Source organism: Pseudokineococcus basanitobsidens (assembly GCF_037482545.1).
GTDB classification, from domain to species: domain Bacteria; phylum Actinomycetota; class Actinomycetes; order Actinomycetales; family Quadrisphaeraceae; genus Pseudokineococcus; species Pseudokineococcus basanitobsidens.
On record NZ_JBBIAA010000001.1, the window covers coordinates 271,837 to 292,898 of the forward strand.

Sequence of the window (21,062 nt, forward strand, 5' to 3'; positions counted from 1 at the left end):
GCACGGCGCCGCTCCCGGTCGGGCGGGCGGGGACGGTGGGTCGGACCTACGGTGGTCGCGACGGCGCCGCCGGTGCCGGGCCGGCGCTCGCCGGGCCACGTCGAGGACCGCGAGGGTCGGGAGTGGGTGGGGGTCGGTGTCCGAGCTCACCGACTGGCCGCGCGCCCGTCCGGACGTCGGCGGCGGGGTGCTCGCCCACTGGGTCCTCACCAGCGCGACCGAGCTGACCGGCGCCCGTCGGGACCTCGTCACGCTCGTGGCCGACCTCGGCGGGCCGGACGGTGCCCGGGGATCCCTGCGGGTCCCCGACGTCCTGGCGCTGCTGCTGAGCGAGCTCGTCACGAACGCGCTGCGGCACGCCGTGCCCCCCGCCGAGGTGACCGTGCGCCAGGACGGGTCCACCTGCCTGCTCGACGTGGCCGACCACGACCCGCAGAGCCCGCCCACGCCCGAGCACGACCGCTCCCCGGGTCTCGGCGGGCACGGCCTCCCGCTCGTCGCCATGCTGGCGACCGACCGCGGCTGGTACGTCGAGGACGGCCGCAAGCACGTCTGGGCCTGCCTGAAGGCCTGAGGCCCCCCTCGGCGCGTCGGCCCCGCGCGGGCCCGCCGTCCCACGGCCCCTACGGTCGGGCGCATGTCGTCCAGCGAGCACCCCGCCCCTCCCGTCGCGGAGCGCCGTCCCGTCCGCCGCGAGCACCACGGCGACGTCGTCGAGGACCCGTACGAGTGGCTGCGCGCCAAGGAGGATCCGGCCGTCCGCGCCCACCTGGAGGCGGAGAACGCCCACACGCGGGCGGTGACCGAGCACCTGGAGAGGCTGCGGTCACGCGTCTTCGACGAGATCCGCGCCCGTACCCAGGAGACCGACCTCTCCGTGCCCGCCCGCGAGGGCGGCTGGTGGTACTACGGCCGGACCGTCGAGGGGCAGCAGTACGGGCTGTCCTGCCGCGCGCCCGTGACCGACGTCGACGACTGGACGCCGCCGACGGCCGGCGAGGACGGCGCCCTGCCGGGCGAGCAGGTGCTCCTCGACGCCAACGTCGAGGCGGAGGGCCACGAGTTCTTCTCCCTCGGCGCCGCGTCCGTCAGCCCCGACGGCCGGCGCCTGGCGTGGTCCGGCGACACCACCGGCGACGAGCGGTACACGCTGCGGGTGCGGGACCTCGAGACGGGCGAGGACCTGCCCGACGAGGTGCCCGGCGCCTTCTACGGCGCCACGTGGTCGGTCGACTCCGAGGTCGTGCACTACACCGTCGTCGACGAGGCCTGGCGCCCCCACGAGGTGCGCCGCCACCGCGTCGGGACGGACGCGGCGCAGGACGACGTGCTCTTCCGCGAGGACGACGCGCGCTTCTGGGTCGGCGTCGGGCGCACCCGCAGCCGCCGCTACCTCGTCGTCGAGAGCGCCGCCAAGACGACGACCGAGGTGCGGGTCCTCGACACGACCGAGCCGGGCGGCGAGCTGCGCGTCGTCGCGCCGCGCCGCGAGGGCGTCGAGTACGAGGTCGAGCACGTCGTGCTGCCGCAGCCCGACGGGTCGGTCCGCGACCGCTTCCTCGTGCTCCACAACGACGGCGCCGAGGACTTCGAGCTGGCCGTCGTCGACGTCGACGACCCGTCGCCGCAGCACTGGGAGGTCGTCCTCCCGCACGAGCCGGGACGGCGGCTCGAGGGCGTGGCCCCGTTCGCGGGGTTCGTCGCGCTCGCCTACCGGCGCGACGTGCTGCCGCGGCTGGCGATCGCGCCGCTGACCGCGCAGGCGGTGGGGGCGGCGTCGGAGGTCGAGGTGGACGAGGAGCTGTTCAGCGTCGGGCTCGGCGGCAACCGCGCGTTCGACCAGCCGCTCGTGCGGTTCGTCCGCACGTCGTTCGTCACCCCGCCGCGCGTGCTCGACCTCGACGTCGCGACCGGCGAGCAGACGCTGCGCCGCGAGACGCCCGTCCTCGGGGGGTACGCCTCGCAGGACTACGTCCAGCGGCGCACGTGGGCCACCGCGCCGGACGGCGTCCGGGTGCCGGTCTCCGTCGTCGCCCGCCGCGACGTCGCCGCCGCGCACGACCGCGGCGAGCGTGCGCCGCTCGTGCTCTACGGGTACGGCTCGTACGAGGCGAGCATGGACCCGGCCTTCTCCACCTCGCGCCTGTCGCTGCTCGACCGCGGCGTCGTCTTCGCCCTCGCGCACGTCCGCGGGGGCGGCGAGCTGGGGCGCCACTGGTACGACGACGGCAAGCGGCTGCGGAAGCGGAACACCTTCACCGACTTCGTCGCCGCCGCGGACGCGCTCGTCGAGCAGGGGTGGACGACGCCGGCGCGCACCGTCGCGATGGGCGGCTCGGCGGGCGGGCTGCTCATGGGCGCGGCGATGAACCTCGCGCCGCAGGCCTTCGCCGGTGTCCTCGCCCAGGTGCCGTTCGTCGACCCGCTGACGTCGATCCTCGACCCCTCGCTGCCGCTCACCGTCACCGAGTGGGACGAGTGGGGCAACCCGCTGGCCGACCCTGAGGTCTACGCCTACATGAAGGGCTACTCGCCCTACGAGAACGTCGCGGCCGTCGACCACCCCGCGGTCCTCGCCATGACGAGCCTGCACGACACCCGGGTGCTCTACGTCGAGCCCGCCAAGTGGGTCGCCCGGCTGCGCGAGGTCGGCACCGGCGGTCGTCCGGTCCTGCTGCGCACCGAGATGGACGGCGGGCACGGCGGCCCGTCCGGGCGCTACAAGGGCTGGGAGGAGCGCGCCTTCGAGTACGCCTGGGTGCTCGACGTCCTCGCCGCGCCGCCGGAGCCGCTGCCGGCCCCGGCCTGACCGGCTCCGGGGCACGGCGGCGTGCGGGCTTGCGGGCTTGCGGGCTTGCGGGCTTGCGGGCTTGCGGCTGACGCTGCGTCAGTCCCTAGCGTCGCCGGCGCCGGTGGGGAGGTCCCGCCGGCGCCGCGGGAGCGAGGGGGAGGAGACGGCGGTGACGTGGACGACGGCCGAGGTGGCGCGCCTGTCGGGGACGACGGCGCGCACGCTGCGGCACTACGACGCCGTCGGGCTGCTCGTGCCGGCCGGCACCGGGCCGGGCGGCGTCCGGCTCTACGAGCGTGAGCACCTGCTGCGGCTGCAGCGGATCCTGCTGCTGCGCGAGCTGGGCGTCCCCGTCGCCGTGGTCGGCGACGTGCTCGCCGGGGAGCGCGACGAGGTCGCGGCCCTGCGCGAGCACGCGGACCGGCTGGAGGCGGAGGGTGTTCGGCTGGCCCGGCTCGCCGCCACCGCCCGTCGCACCGCGGCCCACCTGGAGGGAGAGGTCGAGATGACGGAGCAGCAGTTCTTCGAGGGCCTGGCGCGCGACCGGGCGAGCATGCAGGAGCAGCTTGCCGGGCGGTACGGCGACGGCGTCCGCGCGCGCTTCGTCGAGGCGCAGCAGCGCACGTCGGGCTGGAGCCGCGAGGACTTCGAGCGGGGCGCGCGCGAGCACCGCGAGCTCGCCGAGCGGCTGGCGCAGCACCGGCGCGGGGGTGACGCGCCGTCGGCCGAAGCGGTCCAAGCCCTCGTCACGGAGCACCACGCGGGCGTGGCCGAGCACTGGACGCCCGACCGGACGAGCTACGCGGGCCTCGGCGACCTCTACGTCGAGGACGAGCGCTTCCGCTCCTTCTACGACGAGGTCGAGCCCGGCCTCGCGGCGTACCTCCGGGAGGCGATGCACGTCTGGGCGGACGCCCACCTGACCTGAGCCGGCCGGTCGACGGGCAGGTCGGTGAGCGGGGCGGGGGGGGGGGGGGGGGGAGGGGGAGGTGGGGGGGGGGGGGGGGGGGGAAGGGGGGGGGGGGAGGGGGGGGGCGGGGGGGGGTGGGTGGGGGGGGAGGAGAGGGGGGGGAGGGGGGGGGGGGACCAGGGAGGGGGTGGTCCGTGTCTGGGGTCCACCTGCTCGCCCGTCAGCGGGCGGTGTACCCGCCGTCGACGAGGTGGTAGCTGCCGGTGATGAACCCGGCGGCGTCGCTCGCGAGGAAGGCGACGAGGCCGGCGACCTCCTCGGGCGTGCCGAGCCGGCCCGGCGCGTGGGCGGCCCCCAGGGCCTGGCGCGCCTCGTCGGACAGACCCGCCTCGACGAGCGGGGTCGCGACGAACCCCGGGCCGACGGCGTTGACCCGGACGCCCGCGTCGGCGTACTCCCACGCGGCCGTCTGCGTCAGGCCCACGACGGCGTGCTTGGCCGCGACGTACGCGCTGGAGCCGGCGAAGCCCACGCTGCCGAGGATCGAGGCCATGTTGACGACGGACCCGCCGCCGTTCGCGGCCAGCACGGGGATCTCGGCCTGCAGGCACGTGAAGACCGACGTGAGGTTGACGTCGATCACGTTCCGCCAGCCGTCGGCGGGGTAGTCGGCGACCGGGGCGGAGGGGCCGCTGATGCCGGCGTTGTTGACCGCGACCCGCAGCGGGCCGAGCTCGCCGGCGGCCGCCACCATCTCCGCGACGCGGTCGGGGTCGGTGACGTCGACGGTGAAGGCGCGCGCCGTGCCGCCGGCGGCGGTGATCTCGTCGGCCACCGAGCGGGCGGCGTCCTCGGCGAGGTCGGCCACGAGCACCGCGGCCCCGCTCGCGGCGAGCTCGAGGGCCACGGCGCGGCCGATGCCGGAGCCGCCCCCCGTCACCACGGCCGAACGGTCCTGGACGTCGTAGCGAGCCATCGTCGTCTCCCTCGTGCTCTCGGGTGTCGTGCCGGCCTGCCGGCCGCACCGTCTAGGCTCACACTCCTTGAGGGTTCACGCATCCTGCCCTCGTCCGCCGTCCTCGGACCTGCACCGCCGACCCGGGAGGCCCACCGTGCCCGAGCCCGTCCGTGACCTCGCCCTGCTGCTCACCCGGCTCCTGGTGGGGGTCGTCCTCGTCGCGCACGGCTGGGACAAGCTCGTCGACCAGGGCGTCTCGGGGACGGCCGGCTTCTTCGGGTCGCTCGGCGTGCCCGTGCCCGAGGTCGTCGCCGTCGCGGTCGGCGTCCTCGAGCTCGGCGGGGGCGCCCTGCTCGTGCTCGGTGCCGCGACGACCGTCGTGTGCGCGCTCGTCGTCGTCGACATGGCCGGGGCCTTCTGGCTCGTCCACCGCAGCAACGGCGTCTTCGTCGACGGCGGCGGCTGGGAGCTCGTCGCCGTCGTCGCCGCCGCGGCGCTGGCCCTGCTCGGCGCGGGCCCCGGCCGGGCGAGCCTCGACCACCTCGTCGGGGCGCGTCGCTCCCGTCCTCGCCGCTGACCCGCCGGGTCGGCGAGGCGGCTGCGCCGGCCGGGCGGGCCTCGGTCCGCTACGGCTCCCGGGCGCCGAGGACGGGCGCCAGAGCGGCGAGGAGGTCGTCGACGGGCACGGGGCCGGCGTCCTCGGCGCCGGTGAGCGCCGCCAGGTAGAGGCCGTCGCCGACGAGCTGGACCAGGCGCGCCCGGGCGGGGTCGCCCAGCTCGTCGCGCAGGGCGGCGAACCAGCCGGCGTCGATGTCGGCGAAGACGGACGACGCGAGCTCGCTCGCCTCGTCGCCGCCGGCGACCCGCAGCGCCGCGACGTAGGTCCGCGAGAGCCCGCTCGTCCCGCCCAGCGGCGGGGCCGAACCGCGCAGCCAGGTGACGACGGCGCCGTCGGCGGACGCGCGCATGGCCTCGGCGTCCTCCGCCCCGCGCCGGCGCAGGCGCTCCAGCAGCCCGGTGACGAGGGCCTCCTTGCTGGGGAAGTGGTAGAGCAGCCCGCCCTTGGAGACCTGCGCCGCCGAGGACACCGCGTCCAGCGTGGCCGCCGCCGGCCCCGCCTCGATGAGCAGGGACTCGTAGGCGTCGAGCACGCGGTCGCGGGCCGTCATCCGGGCAGCGTAGCCAGGCGTCGGAAATAAACCGTCCAGACGGTATAGTTATGCGGGTCGGCCCCCGCCGGTCCGTGGTCGCCCCGGACGGCGGACCGGCCACCCGAGCGCCGTCGCCCGGCCCGAGCCGCCGCGGCGGCCCTGGCCGCTGGCGGCGTGCGCCACCGCAGCACGACCGACGAAGGACCGCCATGAGCACTGCCACGCACGCCACCACGACGCCGACCGGCTCGCTGCCCGCGCAGCGCGGCCGGGCGGACGTGCCGAGCCCGTCCATCACGCCCCGGCAGTGGCTGGCGCTCGTCGTCCTCGTCCTGCCGACGATCCTCACCGCGGCCAACGGCACGATCCTGTCCTTCGCGCTGCCGACCATCAGCACGTCGCTGCGGCCGAGCGCGACGCAGCTGCTGTGGGTCGTCGACGTCTACCCCCTGGTCCTGGCCGGTCTCCTCGTCGCCATGGGCTCCTTCGGCGACCGGGTCGGACGGCGCCGGCTCCTGCTGGTCGGCAGCGCCGGCTTCGGCGTCGTCTCCGTCGCCGCGGCGTTCGCCCCCACCGCCGGGGCCCTCGTCGGGGCGCGGGCCCTGCTCGGCGTCTTCGGCGCCATGCTCATGCCCCCGACGCTGGCGCTGCTGCGCAGCGTCTTCCCCGACCCGGGCCAGCGGCGCCTGGCCGTCGCCGTCTGGGCGACCGGCTTCTCGGCCGGCGCGGCGGTCGGGCCGATCGTCGGCGGCGTGCTGCTCGAGCACTTCTGGTGGGGCTCGGCCTTCCTCGTCGCCGTGCCCGTCGCGGCGCTCATCCTGCTGGCCGGCCCGCGGGTCCTGCCCGAGTCGCGCGAGAGCGCGCCCGGCCCCGTGGACCTCCTCTCGGTGCTCCTGTCGCTCGCGACGATGGCGCCCCTCGTCTACGCGGTGAAGGCGGTCGCCGCGGACGGCGTCACCGGGGTCGCGCTCGCGGCCGCGGGGACCGGCGCCGTCAGCGGCGTCGCCTTCGTGCGCCGTCAGCTCGGCCGCGCCCGGCCGCTGCTGGACCTCTCGCTGTTCCGCGCGCCGGTCTTCAGCGCCTCGGTGGCGGCGAACCTCCTGGGCATCTTCGCCTTCGTCGGCCTGCTCTTCTTCACCTCGCAGTACCTGCAGCTCGTCGTCGGCCTCTCGCCGCTGGCCGCGGCGCTGCACCTGCTGCCGAGCATGGTCGCCACGATCGGGACCGGCCTGCTCGCCGTCCGGCTGGCGCGTCGGTGGCCCCTGCACGTCCTCGTGCCGGCCGGGCTCGCGACGTCGGCGCTGGGCTACGTCCTCGCCACCCAGCTGGGCGGTGCCCCCGCCGCCGGCCTGCTCGTGGCGGCCTCGGTGCTCGTCGGGGCGGGCGTCGGCCTCGCCGAGACGCTGACGAACGACGCCATCCTCACCGCCGCGCCGGCGGACCGGGCCGGCGCGGCGTCCGCGGTCTCGGAGACGGCGTACGAGGTCGGGTCCGTGCTCGGCACCGCCGTGCTCGGCAGCGTGCTCGGCGCGGTCTACCGCGCGCATCTCGCGGTGCCGTACGCCGCGACGCCCGAGACGGCCGAGGCCGCGACGCAGACCCTCGGTGGTGCCGTCGAGGGCGCCCGCGCCCTCGGCGGCCCCGCCGGCGACGCCCTGCTCGCCTCGGCGCGGGACGCCTTCGCCGCCGGCGTCGACGTCACGGCCGCCATCGGGGCGGCCGTGGTCCTCGCCGCCGCGGCGCTCGTCGCGCTCGCGCTGCGCCCGCGCCGCGCCCGGGGGTGAGGCGCGCGGCGGTGAGGCGCGCGGCGGTGAGGCGCGCGGCGGCGCCACCGACGTGGCGGAGGGCGCCGGCCGGGTGAGGGCCCGTGCCCTCAGCCCGCTCCCAGGCGGTTCGTCCTACCCTTCGAGCATGTCGGCCACCGACCAGCGCGCCGCGGGCGAGCGGGACGCCCGTGACGCCGAGGGCAGCACGCCCGACGACGACCTCGTCGACGACGAGCTCCCCGAGGTCGAGCCGGTCATCGGTGACCGGGGGTTCGGCGTCCGGCTCGTCGTCGCGGGGCTCGTCGGGTTCGTCGCCGCCTTCGTGCTGACGGTCGAGCGCTTCGAGCTGGCCCTCGACCCGAGCTACGTGCCGTCCTGCAGCATCAACCCGGTCCTGTCCTGCGGCAGCGTCATGGAGACCGACCAGGCCGCCGTCCTCGGCTTCCCCAACCCGCTCATCGGCATCGCGTCCTTCGCGGTGCTGACGACGCTCGGCGTCGTCCTGGCCACCGGCGCGCGGCTGCCGCGGTGGGTGGGCCTCGGCCTGCAGGTCGGCGTGACGGCCGCCACGGCCTTCGTCGTCTGGCTCATCGGCCAGAGCCTCTACTCGATCAGCGCGCTCTGCCCGTACTGCATGGTCGTGTGGACGGTGGTCATCCCGCTGTTCTGGACGACGACCGCCCGCTCCCTCGAGCGCGGGGTGCTGCCCGCACCGCGCGGGGTCGCGTCGGCGGTCGTCGACCTGCGCGTGCCCCTCGTCCTGGTCTCCTACGCCGTCGTCGTCCTGCTCGTCGGCATCCGGTTCTGGGACTACTGGCAGACCCTGCTGCCGTTCGCCTGACGCGCGCACCGAGGCCCGCGAGGCGACCTGCAGAACCGAGAGCCCTCCGCGCGTCGCCGCAGGTGGCGGGCCTGCGGGCCGCAGCGGGCAGGACTTCTGCAGGTCGCCTCGCGCGGCCGTCGGGCGAGGCGGCGCTCGGCGCGGGGGCTCCCCGCCCTGCGGCACCATGGCGGCCGTGACCGACGCGCCTGCTGCAGCCCAGCCCACTCCGACCCCGCTGGCCGACGCGGGCATCCCGCTCGGTGCGCTCGACGGGCGCTACCGGGGCGCGGTCGCGCCGCTCGTCGAGCACCTGTCGGAGGCGGCGCTCAACCGGGAGCGCGTGCACGTCGAGGTCGAGTGGCTGCTGCACCTGACGGGCGTCGTCCCGGGCGCGCCCCGGCCGACGGACGAGGACGTCGACGCCCTGCGCGCGCTCGTCGACGGCTTCGACGCCGACTCCGTCGCGGAGCTCGCCGCCCTGGAGCGCGAGACGGCGCACGACGTCAAGGCCGTCGAGTACTACGTCGCCCGCCACCTGGAGGGCACGTCGCTGGAGGGCGCCGAGGCGCTGGTCCACCTGTGCTGCACGAGCGAAGACGTCAACAACCTCGCCTACGCGCTCATGGTCCGCGGCGCGGTGACGCAGGTGTGGCTGCCGGCCGCGACGGCGCTCGTGGACCAGCTCGCCGACCTCGCGCGCGCCACGGCCGAGGTGCCGATGCTGGCCCGCACGCACGGCCAGCCCGCGACGCCGACGACGCTCGGCAAGGAGCTCGCCGTCCTCGCGCACCGGCTGCGCCGCCAGCTGCGCCGGGTCGAGGGCGCCGAGTACCTGGGCAAGCTCAACGGCGCGACGGGGACCTTCGGCGCGCACGTCGCGGCGCTGCCCGACGTCGACTGGCCCGCGCAGGGCCGGGCCTTCGTCGAGCACCTGGGGCTCACCTGGAACCCGCTGACGACGCAGATCGAGTCCCACGACTGGCAGGCCGAGCTCTACGCCGACCTCGCGCGCTTCAACCGGGTGCTGCACAACCTGTGCACCGACGTCTGGAGCTACGTCTCCGTCGGCTACTTCCGCCAGCAGCTGGGTGCCCACGGCTCGACGGGTTCCTCGACGATGCCGCACAAGGTGAACCCCATCCGCTTCGAGAACGCGGAGGCGAACCTCGAGGTCTCGAACGCGCTGCTGGACGTCCTGGCGTCGACGCTCGTGACGTCGCGGCTGCAGCGCGACCTCACGGACTCCTCGATGCAGCGCAACATCGGCACCGCCGTCGGGCACTCGCTGCTCGCCCTCGACAACGTGCGCCGCGGGCTCGCCGGCCTCGACGTCGCCGAGGACGTCATGGCGCGCGACCTCGACGCCAACTGGGAGGTGCTGGGGGAGGCCGTCCAGTCCGTCATGCGCGTGCAGGCCGTCGCGGGGGTGCCCGGCATGGACGAGCCCTACGAGCGGGTCAAGGAGCTCACCCGCGGCCGCCGTGTCGACGCCCCGGCGATGCGCGCGTTCGTCGCCGGCCTCGGGCTGCCCGACGACGTCGCCGAGCGTCTCGCCGCGCTCACGCCCGCGACGTACACCGGGCTGGCGAGCCGGCTGGTGGACCAGCTGGGCTGAGCTCGCGGCCGGGCCATGCGACGGGATCCGTCCGCTCCGCCCCAGTTGTCGGTGCCCCGACGTACGGTCTGCGGGTCCAGCCCGGGGCGCAGGAGCCCCGGTCCGCACCTCAGCCCTGGAGCCTTCGTGACCCACGCACCCCGACGGGCCGGCCGCGCCGCTGCGGCCGCGCTCGCCCTGGCGCTCGCCGGCGCCACCACCGCCACCGTGCTCGCCGGACCCGCCGCGGCGGACCCGATCACCCGGACCGAGCCGGGCGACGGCGTCATGAGCTACGTCGTCAACACCGACGCGAGCCGTTCGGCCGTCGCCAAGGTGCGCGTCGCCGTGGCCCGCGCCGGCGGCAGCACGGTCGTCGACTACCCCGAGATCGGCGTCGTCGTGGCCCGCTCGGCGGACCCCGGCTTCCGGGACGCCGTCCTCGGCGGGCACTTCGCGTCGCTCGTCGACTCGGTCGGACCCACCCGCACCGCGCCCGTCGTCGAGGGCGTCCCCGGGCGGCTGCGCGGCCCGGGCGCCCACCCGCAGCGCACCGACCTGCGCGGCCTCGGCGGGCGCACGGCCGTGGACGTCGCGCAGGTCAACGTGCCGGACCCGGGCGAGGCCGTGCAGTACGACATGGCCGCGATCGGCGCGGACGACGCCAACGCGGTGGACCCCGGCAGCCCCGACGTCGTGGTCGGCGTGCTGGACGACGGCATCGACGACTCCCACCCCGACCTCGCGGGCCGCGTCGACCGCAGCCTGTCCGGCGACTGCACCGGCGGCGGCCGCTTCGACGGCAGCGAGGGCGCCTACCTGCCGTCCCCCGGCGCGTACCACGGCACCCACGTCGCGGGCACGATCGGCGCGGCCGACAACGGCCAGGGCATCGTCGGGGTCGCCCCCGGCGTCACGCTCGCCGCGGTCAAGGTCGTCAGCGACGAGGGCTACATCTTCCCGGAGTCGGCGATCTGCGGCTTCATGCACGCCGCGAGCGAGGGCTTCGAGGTCACGAACAACAGCTACTACGTCGACCCGTGGGAGTTCTGGTGCGACGACGAGGTGAACCAGGCCGCCGCCCGTGAGGCCGTCGAGCGCGCCGTCGCCTACTCCCAGGAGCAGGGCGTCGTGAGCGCCGCGGCGGCGGGCAACTCCAGCTACGACCTCGCGCACAAGACGACGAGCAGCTCGAGCCCCAACGACAGCACCCCGATCCCGAACCGCGACGTGACCGGCTGCGTCGACATGCCCACCGAGCTGCCGGGCGTCGCGACCGTGTCCTCGACGACGTCGGCCGGCACCCTCTCGGGCTTCTCGAACTACGGCGAGGGCGTGATCGACGTCGCCGCCCCGGGCAGCGCCGTCGTCTCGACCTTCCCGAAGAGCGTGTCGCCGTCCGGCTACGCGTCCATCTCCGGGACGTCGATGGCCTCCCCGCACGTGGCGGGCGTGCTCGCGCTCCTCGCCTCGACGCACCCGGACGCCTCGCCGGCCGAGCTGACGGCGCTGCTCGAGCAGCAGGCGACCGACACGGCGTGCCCGGCGACGTCCCCCGCGACGAAGCCGTGCACCGGGTCGACGCAGGACAACGCCTACTTCGGCGAGGGTCTCGTCGACGCGCTGGCGGCCGTGACGGTCGGCTGACGTGACGCCGGGCTGACCCGGGTACGACGGCGCCCGACCCCGCGGAGGGGTCGGGCGCCGTCGTCGTCCCGGGGTGCCTCGTCCCGGGGTGCCTCGTCCCGGGGTGCCTCGTCCCGGGGTGCCTCGTCCCGGGGTGCCTCGTCCCGGGGTGCTGTCGTCCCGGGTGCCGCCGCCCGAGGCGTGACGACCGGTGGGGCGTGCGCTCAGGCGGCGCGGTCGAGCAGCTGTCGGGCGAGGGCCGTGGCGACGACGTCGACGAGCGCGCCGAGCCGCCACAGCTCGGCGCGGTGCAGGCCGAGCCCGTGCTCCCGCACGAGCAGGACGCCGACGGGGTGGCGCCCCGCCCGCAGCAGCGCGGCACCGGCGCAGTGCCCCGACCCGTCCGGCCGCGGCAGCGGCTGGGTCGCCACGCGGGCGGGCGCCCCGGGGCGGACGGCGTCGGCGCCCGGGCCGGGCTCCGTGACCGCGACCGCCTCCAGCGCGCAGCCGTGCCGGTCGAGGTGGACGACGGCGGCCCAGTCGACGTCGAGCGCGGCGGGCGCGCCGTCGACGAGGGTGCGCGCGGCGTGCGCGGGGCGGGAGACGACCTGGGCGGCCAGCCCGAGCTCGGGGTGGCCGTCGGCGGCGTGCGCCGGCGCGCGGACACCCTCGACGACGACGCCCGCGGTGGCGGCGAGGCGGCTCTCCAGCCGCGAGAGGTGCGCCTCGTCGCGGACGTCGACGAGCACGTCGTCCACGGCGCGCCCGGCCTCCGAGCCGAGGACGCGGACGCCGACGACGTCGGCGCCGGTGGCGCCGACGGCCGAGGACAGGACGCCCAGGGACCCGGTCCGGTCCGGGACGACGACGCGCAGGCGAGCGAGCACGGGAGCCTCCCGGGCGGTGGGTCAGGAGGAGCGGCGCCGCGGCGGCGTCACCCGTCCGTGGATACCAGGTGCGGGCCACGGCGGCCAGGGGGAAAGCCCGGTCCCGGGGCAGCCCTTTCCGGGCCGCCTTTCCGGGGCCGCCTTTCCGGGGCAGCCTTCTCCGGGGCAGCCTTCTCCGGGGCGCCGGGGCCGGGGCAGCCGTGCTCCCGCCGGGAGAGGTGCGGACGCCTCGCCGACGTGCGCGCCCCCGGGCCCGGTGGCACGGTCGCCGCCATGCGTCAGACCTCCCCGCCCACCGTCGGCCCGCGCGCGCCGGCGTCCTTGCCGGCCGCCACCAGCAGCGCCGCCGCCACGAGCAGCCCCGCCGGCACGAGGAGCGCCCGGTGAGCCGCGTCGTCGTGACCGGGGCCGCCGGCAAGCTGGGCCGGGCGACCGTCGCCGAGCTGCGCGCGCACGGCTGGGACGTGCTGCCCGTGGACCGCGCCCCGGGCGCGGACCCGCCGGAGGGGCTGCTCGTCGTCGACCTCACCGACCAGGCGCAGGTCGTCGAGGTCGTCGGTGGCCGGACGGACGAGCGCGGGGGCACCGTCGACGCGGTCGCGCACCTCGCGGCGGTCCCCGCGCCGGGGGTCCTCCCGAACAGCGCCACCTTCACGAACAACATGACGGCGTCGTGGAACGTGCAGACCGCTGCCCGTGCGGCCGGCGTCGAGCACGTCGTGTGGGCCTCCAGCGAGACCGTCCTCGGCCTGCCCTTCGACGAGGCGCCCCCGTACCTGCCCGTCGACGAGCACTACCGGGCGCGGCCCGGCTCGACGTACTCCCTCGTGAAGACGCTCGAGGAGGAGATGGCGCACCACCTGTGCCGGTGGGACCCCGCGCTGACGATGGTGGGCCTGCGCTTCTCCAACGTCATGGAGCCCCACGACTACGCGCAGTTCCCGTCCTTCGACGCCGACCCGATGCTCCGGAAGTGGAACCTGTGGGGCTACGTCGACGCCCGTGACGGCGCGCAGGCCGTCCGCAAGGGGCTCGAGCTGGACCGCCCCGGGGCCCACGTGGCGATCGTCGCCGCGGCGGACACGGTGATGAGCCGCTCCAGCGCGAGCCTCGCGGCCGAGGTGTTCCCGGACGTCGAGGTGCGCGGCGACCTCGGCGAGCACGAGACCCTGCTCGGCATCGGGACCGCCCGCGAGCTGCTCGGCTTCGACCCGCAGCACTCCTGGCGCGACGAGGTCTGACGGCGGCCCCCACGCGGCTCGGGCACGGCCCCGGTCCGGCCCCCGCACGGCTGGGGTCCTCAGCCGTCGCCGGCGGGGGCCGATGACGGACCGCATGAGCACCGGTACCGCAGGCACGGCCGGCAGGCCGCCCGCCGACGACGTCGGCCCCCTCCGCCGCACCGAGGTGGACGGGGTCCCGGTCGTCTGGCGGGCGACGCCGGGTCCGCTGTCCGCGGGACTCGTCCTCGGCGTGGGGCGGCGCGACGAGGAGCTCGCCCGGGCCGGCACCACCCACCTCCTCGAGCACCTCGTCATGCACGAGGCGCGGTCGAGGGTGCTCAGCACGAACGCCTGCGTCGAGCTGGCGACGACGGAGTTCACGGCGACCGGTCGCCCCGACCGGGTGCGGGACTTCCTCCGGAAGGTCTGCGAGCTCCTCGCGGACCCCCCGGTCGAGCGCCTCGCGCTCGAGGCGTCGGTGCTGCTCGCCGAGGCCCGGGAGAAGGGGGGACCGGCCCTCCTGGGCACGGTGCACGGCGAGCGCTACGGCAACCGCGGGGCCGGCGGGACGGCGGTGCCCGACCCCGCCGTCCGTTCGATCACCGCGGAGGACGTCCGCGCCTGGGCCGCGCGCTGGGCGGTGCGGGGCAACGCGGCGCTCTGGCTGACGGGGCCGGTCCCCGACGGCCTGAGCCTGCCGCTGCCAGGCGGTGGCGCCCCCGTCGTGGACCGGTCCGAGCAGGTCCTCGGGGACTTCCCCGCCTGGGCCGCGTTCGAGGGCGCCCCCGTGGCGGTGTCGGCCGTCGTCCCGCACGGCACGGCCGGTGACCTGGCGGTCGTCGTCCTGGAGGACCGTCTGATGGAGGAGCTGCGCTACCGCCGCGGTCTCACCTACGACGTCGACGTCGCGTGGGACCGGGTCTCGGAGACCGAGCGGCACGTCCTGGTGTCGTTCGAGGTCGAGGAGGGCCAGGAGCACGGCGCCGTCACCGTCCTGAGGGACGTGCTCGGCGAGCTCGCCGCGCACGGCCCCCGTCCGGAGGAGCTGGCGGAGCACGTGGACGCCTGGTGCGGCGAGCCGGACGACGACGTCGAGCGGCTGGACGCGCTGGGGGAGGTGCAGCACGCCGCCGAGTGCCTCGTCCTGGGGTGGTCGAGCGCGACCGCGGACCGTCGGGACGCGGAGGCCCGTGCCCTGCGCCCCCAGGACGTCCGCGACGTCTGCCGCGCCGTCGAGCGGACGGCGCTCGTCGTGGTCCCCGAAGGGGTCGAGCTCGACGTGCGCGGGCTGCCGCGGCGTCCCGGGTGGTCGCCGGAGCAAGTCACGGGACGGGTCTTCCGGCCGCGCTGGTGGAAGGGGACCCCCGTGCGCGCCCGTCTCGTCGTCGGTGACGAGGGCGTCATGCTCGACCTCGGGGGAGACCGCCGGACGACCGTCCGGTGGGACGACGCCCTCGCGCTCGTCGAGGACGACAGCGAGGGCTTCACGCACCGGCTGGTCGGTGCGCGCGGCTTCTTCGTCCCCCTCGACGCCGGTGACTGGCTGGGGGGCCGTGCGGCGCTGCGGCTCGTGCAGCAGCGCGTGCCCGCCGGGCGGCAGGTGCGGGCGGACGTGCACAGCGAGCGACGACGCGACGGCTGAGCCGCCGCGGCGGCACCACGGTCCGGCACGGGCGCCGTCCGACCCGCGCGCGCTCGCCGCGTCCTCCCGGTGGCGGCACCAGGCCGTCCTCGACCCGGCCGGCCACCCGTCCTGCCTCTTCCCGCCCTGCCTCTTCCCGCCCGGGCCCGAGGACGCCGCCCCCGCCCGGGTCCGCGGCACGGCCCCGTGCCCACGGCGCGGGTGCGGCAGGGTGTCGGCCGTGGCGCAGCGCAGCGGGGTCGTCGTGGTGGGGAGCGCGAACGTCGACGTCGTGCTCGGCGTGGACGACGTGCCGCGCCCCGGGGAGACGGTGCTGGCGCGCTCGCGCACCGAGCACGTCGGCGGGAAGGGCCTCAACCAGGCGGTCGCCGCGGCGCGGGCCGGTGCCGCGACGACCTTCGTGGGCGCCGTGGGTGACGACGCCGGCGGGCGGCGGCTGCGGCAGGTGCTCGCCGAGGAGGCGGTCGACGTCCGCTGCCGGGTCGTGGGCGAGCCGTCCGGGACGGCGTTCGTCACGGTCGCGGCCGGCGGCGAGAACGCGATCGTCGTGGACGCCGGCGCGAACGCGGGCCTGGTGGACCTGACCGACGACGAGCTGGACGCGGTGCGCGGCGCCGGGCACCTGCTCTGCCAGCTCGAGGTGCCGCTGCCGACCGTGGTCGCCGCGGCGCGGGCGGCGTCGTCCGCCGGGGGCGTCGTCGTGCTGAACCCCTCACCGGTGCAAGCGCTCCCGCCCGACCTGCTCGTGGCGGTCGACGTCCTGGTCGTCAACGAGCACGAGGCGGCCGAGCTCGCCGGCGGCTCCGGACGGTCCGGCGCCGACGGGTCCGTCGTCGAGAGGGCACGACCGCTGGCCCGGCGCCTGCTCGAGGACGTGCCGGCCGTCGTGGTGACCCTCGGTGCGCGCGGGGCGCTCGTGGCCGTCCGCGGTGGTGGGCCCGACGGCGTCCACGTCCCGGGGCTGGAGGTCGAGGCCGTCGACACCACCGGCGCGGGGGACGTCTTCAGCGGGGCGCTCGTCGCGGGGCTGGAGGTGGCCCGGACGCGTCGGGCGGCCGGGGAGGCGCCCGGGATGACGCCCGGGAAGACGCCCGGGGAGGACGTGTCGGACGAGGACGTCCTCCGGGGGGCAGCGCGGTTCGCGACCGCGGCGGCCGCCTGGTCGGTCCGCTCGCACGGGGCCGCGTCGTCCGCGCCCCGCCGCGGCGACGTCGAGGCGCTGCTCGGCTCACCCGGCTGAGGGGCGGGCGTGCGACGAGTCGAACACGTGTGCGAACCTGCCGTGCGTGGGCGGTGGGTGGTCGAGCAGCCGGGCGGCGGACTTCCGCCGTTCGCTCGCCGGTGCCCACGACCACGACGAGCCCGACGACGAGCCCGGCTCGGCGCGGGGGTCCCGGCGGGGCTCGCACTGCTGGGTGCTCATGCCGGACGAGGAGCCGATGCCCGGCGTCGTCGCGGCCTGGCGGCGCGACCCGTCGGGGGCCTGGGAGGGCCGGGTCGCGTACCTGCTCGGGGACGGCGGGACGTCCGGCGTCGTCCTCGGCTGGCTGCCCGCCTCGTGCCTGCGGCCCTACCGGTCCTGACCGTGCCCCCGCCCCGTCCCCCGTGCGGGGACCAGGCCGCTCAGGGGGAGCGGCGGTACTCCAGCTCGGGGCGCCCGGCACCGCCGTAGCGGGGACGGCGCTCGGCGGAGCCGGCCTCGACGAGGTGCTCGAGGTAGCGCCGGGCCGTCACGCGGCCGACGCCGAGGCGGGCGGCGACCTCGCCGGCGGACGCCGGGCCCCCGGCCAGCACGCCGGCGACGGCGGCGAGCGTCTCCTCCGCCAGACCGGACGGGCGCTCGTCCCCGCCGCCGACGAGGTGGCCGGCCAGGGCGCGGTCGACGTCGGCCTGCGTGAGCGCCGCGCCGCCGTCGTCGTCCGCCCGGCCGCGCGAGAGCGCGTACCGGCGCAGCCGCTCGCGCAGCGCCGCGGCCGCGAAGGGCTTGAGCAGGTACCCGACGACCCCGAGCGACGTGGCGGCGCGCACCACCGAGAGCTCGCGGGCCGACGTCACGGCGAGGACGTCCGTCCACCGCCCGGCCGCGCGCAGCGCGCGCACGACGTCCAGGCCGGGCCGGTCGGGCAGGTGCATGTCGAGCAGGACGAGGTCGACGACGGCCCCCTCCGGCCCGCGCAGGCGTGCGAGCGCGTCCGCCGCCGTCGCCACGGGCTCCAGCGCCCGGAAGCCCGGCGTCGCGTCGACGTGGTGGCGGTGCGCCGCGGCGGCGACCGGCTCGTCCTCGACGACGAGCACCACGAGGTCGGCCGGGCGGGGCGACGTCCCGCCGGGCGCCCCGCCCGCCGCGGGCCCGGCGGTCACGCCGCCCCTCCCGCGGTGGCGGGCGCGGCTGCGGCGGCGCGCCCGGCGGGCAGCACGACCGCGAAGCGGGCGCCGCCGAGGTCGGAGCGGGTGACGGCGACCTCGCCGGCGTGGCGGTGCACGGCCTGCCCGACCAGCGCCAGCCCCAGCCCGCGCCCCTGCGGCCGCTCGTCGTCGGCCTTCGTCGACCACCCGCGCCGGAAGGCCCGCGCGGCGTCGTCGGGCGCGAGCCCCGGGCCGGAGTCGTCGACCTGGCACCGCAGGGCGCCGTCCGCGTCGGTGCGCAGCAGGACCCGGACGACGGCGCCGAGCGGCCGCGGCCGGGCGGCCGCCGCGTCGACGGCGTTGTCGAGGAGGTTGCCCGCGACCGTCAGCACGTCGCGCACGGGGACGCCGGCGCGGGCGAGGTCGCCCTCGTCCAGCTGGCTGCCGTCGGCGACGACGAGCTCGACCCCGCGCTCGGCCGCCCGCGCGCTCGCCCCCAGGAGCAGGGCGGCGACGACGGGCTCGCCGACGGCGCCGACGACGCGGTCGGTCAGCGCCTGGGCGGCGGCGAGCTCGTCGGTGGCCAGCTCGACGGCCTCCGCGCCGCGGCCCAGCTCGACGAGCGCGACGACGGTGTGGAGCCGGTTCGCGAACTCGTGCGCCTGGCTGCGCAGCGCGTCGGCGAGCGAGCGCGTCGTCTCCAGCTCGTCGGTCAGCGCGAGCAGGTCGGTGCGGTCGCGCAGCGTCACGACCCGGCCGCCGGCGCCCGCCGGTGCGCCCGCGGCCGGCCGCGCCGTCCGGGCCGAGGCGACGAGCACGCGCTGCTCGGTGAGCACGACCTCGTCGTCGAGCTCGGCGGTGCCGTGGGCGTCGGCGGGGCCCTCGAGCACGCGCACGAGCCCGGCGGCCAGCCCGAGGTCGCCGGGGGTGCGCCCGAGCACCTCGTCGTCGGGCGGCAGGTCCAGCAGGGCGCGGGCGGCGTCGTTGACGAGCCGCACCCGCCCGGCGTCGTCGAGCAGGACGAGGCCCTCGCGCACCGAGCGGAGCACCGCGTCGTAGGTGGTGACCAGGCGCGCCAGCTCGGGCCCCGCGAGGCCGAGCGTGATCCGCCGTGCCCGCCGCGCGACGAGGGCCGAGCCGCCGACCGCCAGCACCAGCACCCCCAGCCCGGCGAGGGCGATGACGCGCAGGTCGGCGGCGAAGCCCTGGCCGAGCTGCGCCACCGTGATCCCGGTGGAGACCAGCGCGACGACGTCGCCCGTCGTGCCGTCGGCGCGCACGGGCACCACCACGCGCACCGAGGGGCCGAGCGTGCCGGTGTACGTCTCCACCACGGTGCCGCCGGCGAGGGCGCCGGCGCGCGTGCCGAGGTAGGTGCGCCCGACCTGCGCGGGGTCGGGGTGCGTCCAGCGGGTGCCGTCGGGGGCCATGACGACGACGAACGACGTCCCCGTCTCGCGGCGGACCTGCTCGGCGAAGGGCTGGAGCTCGGCGCTCGCCTCCGTCGCCGCGACCCCCGAGACGGCGACGTCGCGCACGTCGGGGGAGTCGGCGACGCTCGTCGCGACGGCGGCGGCGCGCGCCGCCGCGCTCTCCCGGGCGTCGCGGCGGGCGTCGAGCGCGGCGAGCGCCACGGCCGTCGCCACGAGCAGGAGCACGACGAGCACCTGCCACCACATGAGGTGCGCGGCGACGCTGCGGGGCGCTCGCGGGGGCCTGCTCACGGGGTCATCCTCGCGCTCGCCCGGGCGTCCGACGCCCGGCCACGACGCCCCCGCGTGGACGCAAGGAACGCAAGCGCGCACGCCGGCGCCGGAGGCTGCACGATCTCGCCCCGGACCGCCCGGGCGCCGCTGGTCGGACGCCGGGCCACGCACGTTCTCGACGAGGAGACGCCCCATGGCGACGCAGCCACCGCCGGTCGACCGGCAGCAGACCCCCACCGCCGCGCCGGCGAGGCGGGACCGGACCCACTGGCTCTACATCGCGGTCGTCGTCGCCGTCGTCCTCGGCGCCACCGTCGGCCTCACCTTCCCCGACGCGGGCGTGGCGCTCAAGCCCATCGGCACGGGGTTCGTCAGCCTCGTGAAGATGATGATCTCGCCGGTCATCTTCTGCACCATCGTCCTCGGCATCGGCTCGATCCGGGCTGCGGCCCAGGTGGGGAAGGTCGGCGGGCTCGCTCTCGGCTACTTCCTCGGCATGTCGACGCTGGCGCTGGCCATCGGCCTCGTCGTCGGCAACATCGTCCAGCCGGGTGCGGGCATCGACTACTCCGGCTCGACCTACCAGGTGGAGGGCAGCGGGGAGGACGGCGAGGGCGGGACGCTCGGCTTCCTCCTCGGCATCATCCCGACGACGCTCGTCTCGCCGCTGACCGGCGACTCGGTGCTGTCCACGCTGTTCGTCGCCATCCTCATCGGCTTCGCCGTGCAGGCGCTGGGCGGGACCGGCCAGGCGGCGCTGCGCGGCATCGCGGTCTTCCAGAAGGTCGTCTTCAAGGTCCTCGCGATGATCATGTGGGTGGCCCCGATCGGCGCCTTCGGGGCGATCGCCGGTGTGGTCGGGGAGACGGGCTGGGACGCAATCCGCGGCCTCCTGCTCGTCATGCTCGCCTTCTACGTCACCTGCCTCATCTTCATCTTCGTCGTCCTCGGCGCGCTGCTGCGGGTCGTCACGGGGCTGAACGTCTTCTCGCTGCTGAAGTACCTCGGTCGTGAGCTGCTGCTCATCGTCTCGACCTCGTCGTCGGAGACGGCCCTGCCGCGCCTCATCGCCAAGATGGAGCACGCCGGCGTCGACCGGTCCGTCGTCGGCATCACCGTGCCGGTCGGGTACTCCTTCAACCTGGACGGCACGGCCATCTACCTGACGATGGCGTCCCTGTTCATCGCCGAGGCGACCGGGGCGCCGTTCAGCATCGGCGAGCAGGTCTCGCTGCTCGTCTTCATGATCATCGCCTCGAAGGGGGCGGCCGGCGTCACCGGCGCCGGGCTGGCGACCCTCGCCGGCGGCCTGCAGAGCCACCGCCCCGACCTCGTCGACGGCGTCGGCCTCATCGTCGGCATCGACCGGTTCATGTCCGAGGCGCGCGCCCTGACCAACTTCTCCGGCAACGCCATCGCGACGGTCCTCATCGGGCACTGGACCGGGGCGCTGGACAAGGACCAGATCCGCCGCGTCTTCGCCGGCGACGACCCCTTCGACGAGTCGCGCATGGTCGACGACCACGGCCCGACGTCCGCGCCGAGCGCCGACCCGGTCGCCGTCACGAACGCCCGCACCCCGGAGGCCGGCACGCCGCAGGACATGGAGCGCACCCCGCGCTGAGCCGCCCGCCGCCGC

The 21,062-nt window shown here is 76.9% G+C and carries 18 protein-coding genes; 13 read left to right on the forward strand and 5 right to left on the reverse strand.

What is annotated here, in order from left to right:
* The first annotated feature begins 136 nt into the window (after positions 1-136).
* The 3 genes from WDZ17_RS01200 to WDZ17_RS01210 all read left to right on the forward strand — a co-directional run bounded on the left by WDZ17_RS01200 (position 137) and on the right by WDZ17_RS01210 (position 3,719).
* A complete protein-coding gene (locus tag WDZ17_RS01200; protein ID WP_339573301.1) occupies positions 137-574 on the forward strand; it encodes an ATP-binding protein in 438 nt (145 codons plus the stop codon).
* 63 nt (positions 575-637) lie between these two features.
* Entirely contained in the window at positions 638-2,809 is a 2,172-nt protein-coding gene (locus WDZ17_RS01205; RefSeq protein ID WP_339573302.1) for a S9 family peptidase, read from the forward strand.
* 151 nt (positions 2,810-2,960) lie between these two features.
* Complete coding sequence (locus WDZ17_RS01210) at positions 2,961-3,719, forward strand: MerR family transcriptional regulator (RefSeq protein ID WP_339573303.1); 759 nt, start codon at positions 2,961-2,963, stop codon at positions 3,717-3,719.
* A 202-nt stretch (positions 3,720-3,921) separates the two neighbouring features.
* Here the strand turns inward: WDZ17_RS01210 and WDZ17_RS01215 are convergent, their stop codons facing one another.
* Positions 3,922-4,677, reverse strand: coding sequence for an SDR family NAD(P)-dependent oxidoreductase (locus WDZ17_RS01215; protein WP_339573304.1), 756 nt, complete (start codon positions 4,675-4,677; stop codon positions 3,922-3,924).
* Between the two features lie 136 nt (positions 4,678-4,813).
* Here WDZ17_RS01215 and WDZ17_RS01220 point away from each other — a divergent pair, with 136 nt between their 5' ends.
* Positions 4,814-5,236 (forward strand): DoxX family membrane protein, encoded by a 423-nt coding sequence (locus WDZ17_RS01220; RefSeq protein ID WP_339573305.1) that lies wholly within the window; start codon positions 4,814-4,816, stop codon positions 5,234-5,236.
* A gap of 49 nt (positions 5,237-5,285) precedes the next feature.
* Here WDZ17_RS01220 and WDZ17_RS01225 read toward each other — a convergent pair whose 3' ends face one another.
* Positions 5,286-5,828 carry a TetR family transcriptional regulator gene (locus WDZ17_RS01225; protein ID WP_339573306.1) on the reverse strand — a complete coding sequence of 181 codons (543 nt, stop codon included), beginning with the start codon at positions 5,826-5,828 and terminating at the stop codon, positions 5,286-5,288.
* Between the two features lie 191 nt (positions 5,829-6,019).
* Between WDZ17_RS01225 and WDZ17_RS01230 the strand changes: the two genes are divergently transcribed.
* The 4 genes from WDZ17_RS01230 to WDZ17_RS01245 all read left to right on the forward strand — a co-directional run bounded on the left by WDZ17_RS01230 (position 6,020) and on the right by WDZ17_RS01245 (position 11,640).
* Complete coding sequence (locus WDZ17_RS01230; protein WP_339573307.1) at positions 6,020-7,594, forward strand: MFS transporter; 1,575 nt, start codon at positions 6,020-6,022, stop codon at positions 7,592-7,594.
* A 127-nt stretch (positions 7,595-7,721) separates the two neighbouring features.
* Entirely contained in the window at positions 7,722-8,417 is a 696-nt protein-coding gene (locus WDZ17_RS01235) for a vitamin K epoxide reductase family protein (protein ID WP_339573308.1), read from the forward strand.
* A gap of 166 nt (positions 8,418-8,583) precedes the next feature.
* Complete coding sequence (gene purB, locus WDZ17_RS01240; protein ID WP_422631762.1) at positions 8,584-10,014, forward strand: adenylosuccinate lyase; 1,431 nt, start codon at positions 8,584-8,586, stop codon at positions 10,012-10,014.
* A gap of 126 nt (positions 10,015-10,140) precedes the next feature.
* Positions 10,141-11,640, forward strand: a complete 1,500-nt coding sequence (locus WDZ17_RS01245) for a S8 family serine peptidase (protein ID WP_339573310.1) — start codon at positions 10,141-10,143, stop codon at positions 11,638-11,640.
* 203 nt (positions 11,641-11,843) lie between these two features.
* Here WDZ17_RS01245 and WDZ17_RS01250 read toward each other — a convergent pair whose 3' ends face one another.
* Positions 11,844-12,506 (reverse strand): ACT domain-containing protein, encoded by a 663-nt coding sequence (locus WDZ17_RS01250; RefSeq protein WP_339573311.1) that lies wholly within the window; start codon positions 12,504-12,506, stop codon positions 11,844-11,846.
* Positions 12,507-12,889: 383 nt separating this feature from the next.
* On the opposite strand from WDZ17_RS01250, the gene WDZ17_RS01255 reads away from it, so the two are divergent.
* The 4 genes from WDZ17_RS01255 (at position 12,890) to WDZ17_RS01270 (ending at position 16,954) form a co-directional block, all read left to right on the forward strand.
* Positions 12,890-13,747, forward strand: a complete 858-nt coding sequence (locus tag WDZ17_RS01255; RefSeq protein ID WP_339573312.1) for an NAD-dependent epimerase/dehydratase family protein — start codon at positions 12,890-12,892, stop codon at positions 13,745-13,747.
* Positions 13,748-13,841: 94 nt separating this feature from the next.
* Positions 13,842-15,371, forward strand: coding sequence for a peptidase M16 family protein (locus WDZ17_RS01260; RefSeq protein ID WP_339573313.1), 1,530 nt, complete (start codon positions 13,842-13,844; stop codon positions 15,369-15,371).
* Positions 15,372-15,591: 220 nt separating this feature from the next.
* Positions 15,592-16,611, forward strand: a complete 1,020-nt coding sequence (locus WDZ17_RS01265) for a ribokinase (RefSeq protein ID WP_339573314.1) — start codon at positions 15,592-15,594, stop codon at positions 16,609-16,611.
* Between the two features lie 46 nt (positions 16,612-16,657).
* A complete protein-coding gene (locus tag WDZ17_RS01270) occupies positions 16,658-16,954 on the forward strand; it encodes a hypothetical protein (RefSeq protein ID WP_339573315.1) in 297 nt (98 codons plus the stop codon).
* 40 nt (positions 16,955-16,994) lie between these two features.
* Here the strand turns inward: WDZ17_RS01270 and WDZ17_RS01275 are convergent, their stop codons facing one another.
* Both WDZ17_RS01275 and WDZ17_RS01280 read right to left on the reverse strand, forming a co-directional pair.
* Positions 16,995-17,732 carry a response regulator gene (locus tag WDZ17_RS01275; RefSeq protein WP_339573316.1) on the reverse strand — a complete coding sequence of 246 codons (738 nt, stop codon included), beginning with the start codon at positions 17,730-17,732 and terminating at the stop codon, positions 16,995-16,997.
* Positions 17,729-19,441 carry a sensor histidine kinase gene (locus tag WDZ17_RS01280; RefSeq protein ID WP_339573317.1) on the reverse strand — a complete coding sequence of 571 codons (1,713 nt, stop codon included), beginning with the start codon at positions 19,439-19,441 and terminating at the stop codon, positions 17,729-17,731. Before WDZ17_RS01280 ends, WDZ17_RS01275 begins: the two co-directional genes overlap by 4 nt.
* 175 nt (positions 19,442-19,616) lie before the next feature.
* Between WDZ17_RS01280 and WDZ17_RS01285 the strand changes: the two genes are divergently transcribed.
* Entirely contained in the window at positions 19,617-21,047 is a 1,431-nt protein-coding gene (locus tag WDZ17_RS01285; protein WP_339573318.1) for a cation:dicarboxylate symporter family transporter, read from the forward strand.
* Positions 21,048-21,062: the final 15 nt, after the last annotated feature.

What these genes read in the sequence shown, in the direction of transcription:
- WDZ17_RS01285 (WP_339573318.1), top strand. Translation starts at nt 19,617, where the DNA reads ATGGCGACGCAGCCACCGCCGGTCGACCGGCAGCAGACCCCCACCGCC.
- WDZ17_RS01205 (WP_339573302.1), top strand. Translation starts at nt 638, where the DNA reads ATGTCGTCCAGCGAGCACCCCGCCCCTCCCGTCGCGGAGCGCCGTCCC.
- WDZ17_RS01225 (WP_339573306.1), bottom strand. Translation starts at nt 5,828, where the DNA reads ATGACGGCCCGCGACCGCGTGCTCGACGCCTACGAGTCCCTGCTCATC.
- WDZ17_RS01235 (WP_339573308.1), top strand. Translation starts at nt 7,722, where the DNA reads ATGTCGGCCACCGACCAGCGCGCCGCGGGCGAGCGGGACGCCCGTGAC.
- WDZ17_RS01215 (WP_339573304.1), bottom strand. Translation starts at nt 4,677, where the DNA reads ATGGCTCGCTACGACGTCCAGGACCGTTCGGCCGTGGTGACGGGGGGC.
- WDZ17_RS01230 (WP_339573307.1), top strand. Translation starts at nt 6,020, where the DNA reads ATGAGCACTGCCACGCACGCCACCACGACGCCGACCGGCTCGCTGCCC.
- WDZ17_RS01260 (WP_339573313.1), top strand. Translation starts at nt 13,842, where the DNA reads ATGAGCACCGGTACCGCAGGCACGGCCGGCAGGCCGCCCGCCGACGAC.
- purB (WP_422631762.1), top strand. Translation starts at nt 8,584, where the DNA reads ATGGCGGCCGTGACCGACGCGCCTGCTGCAGCCCAGCCCACTCCGACC.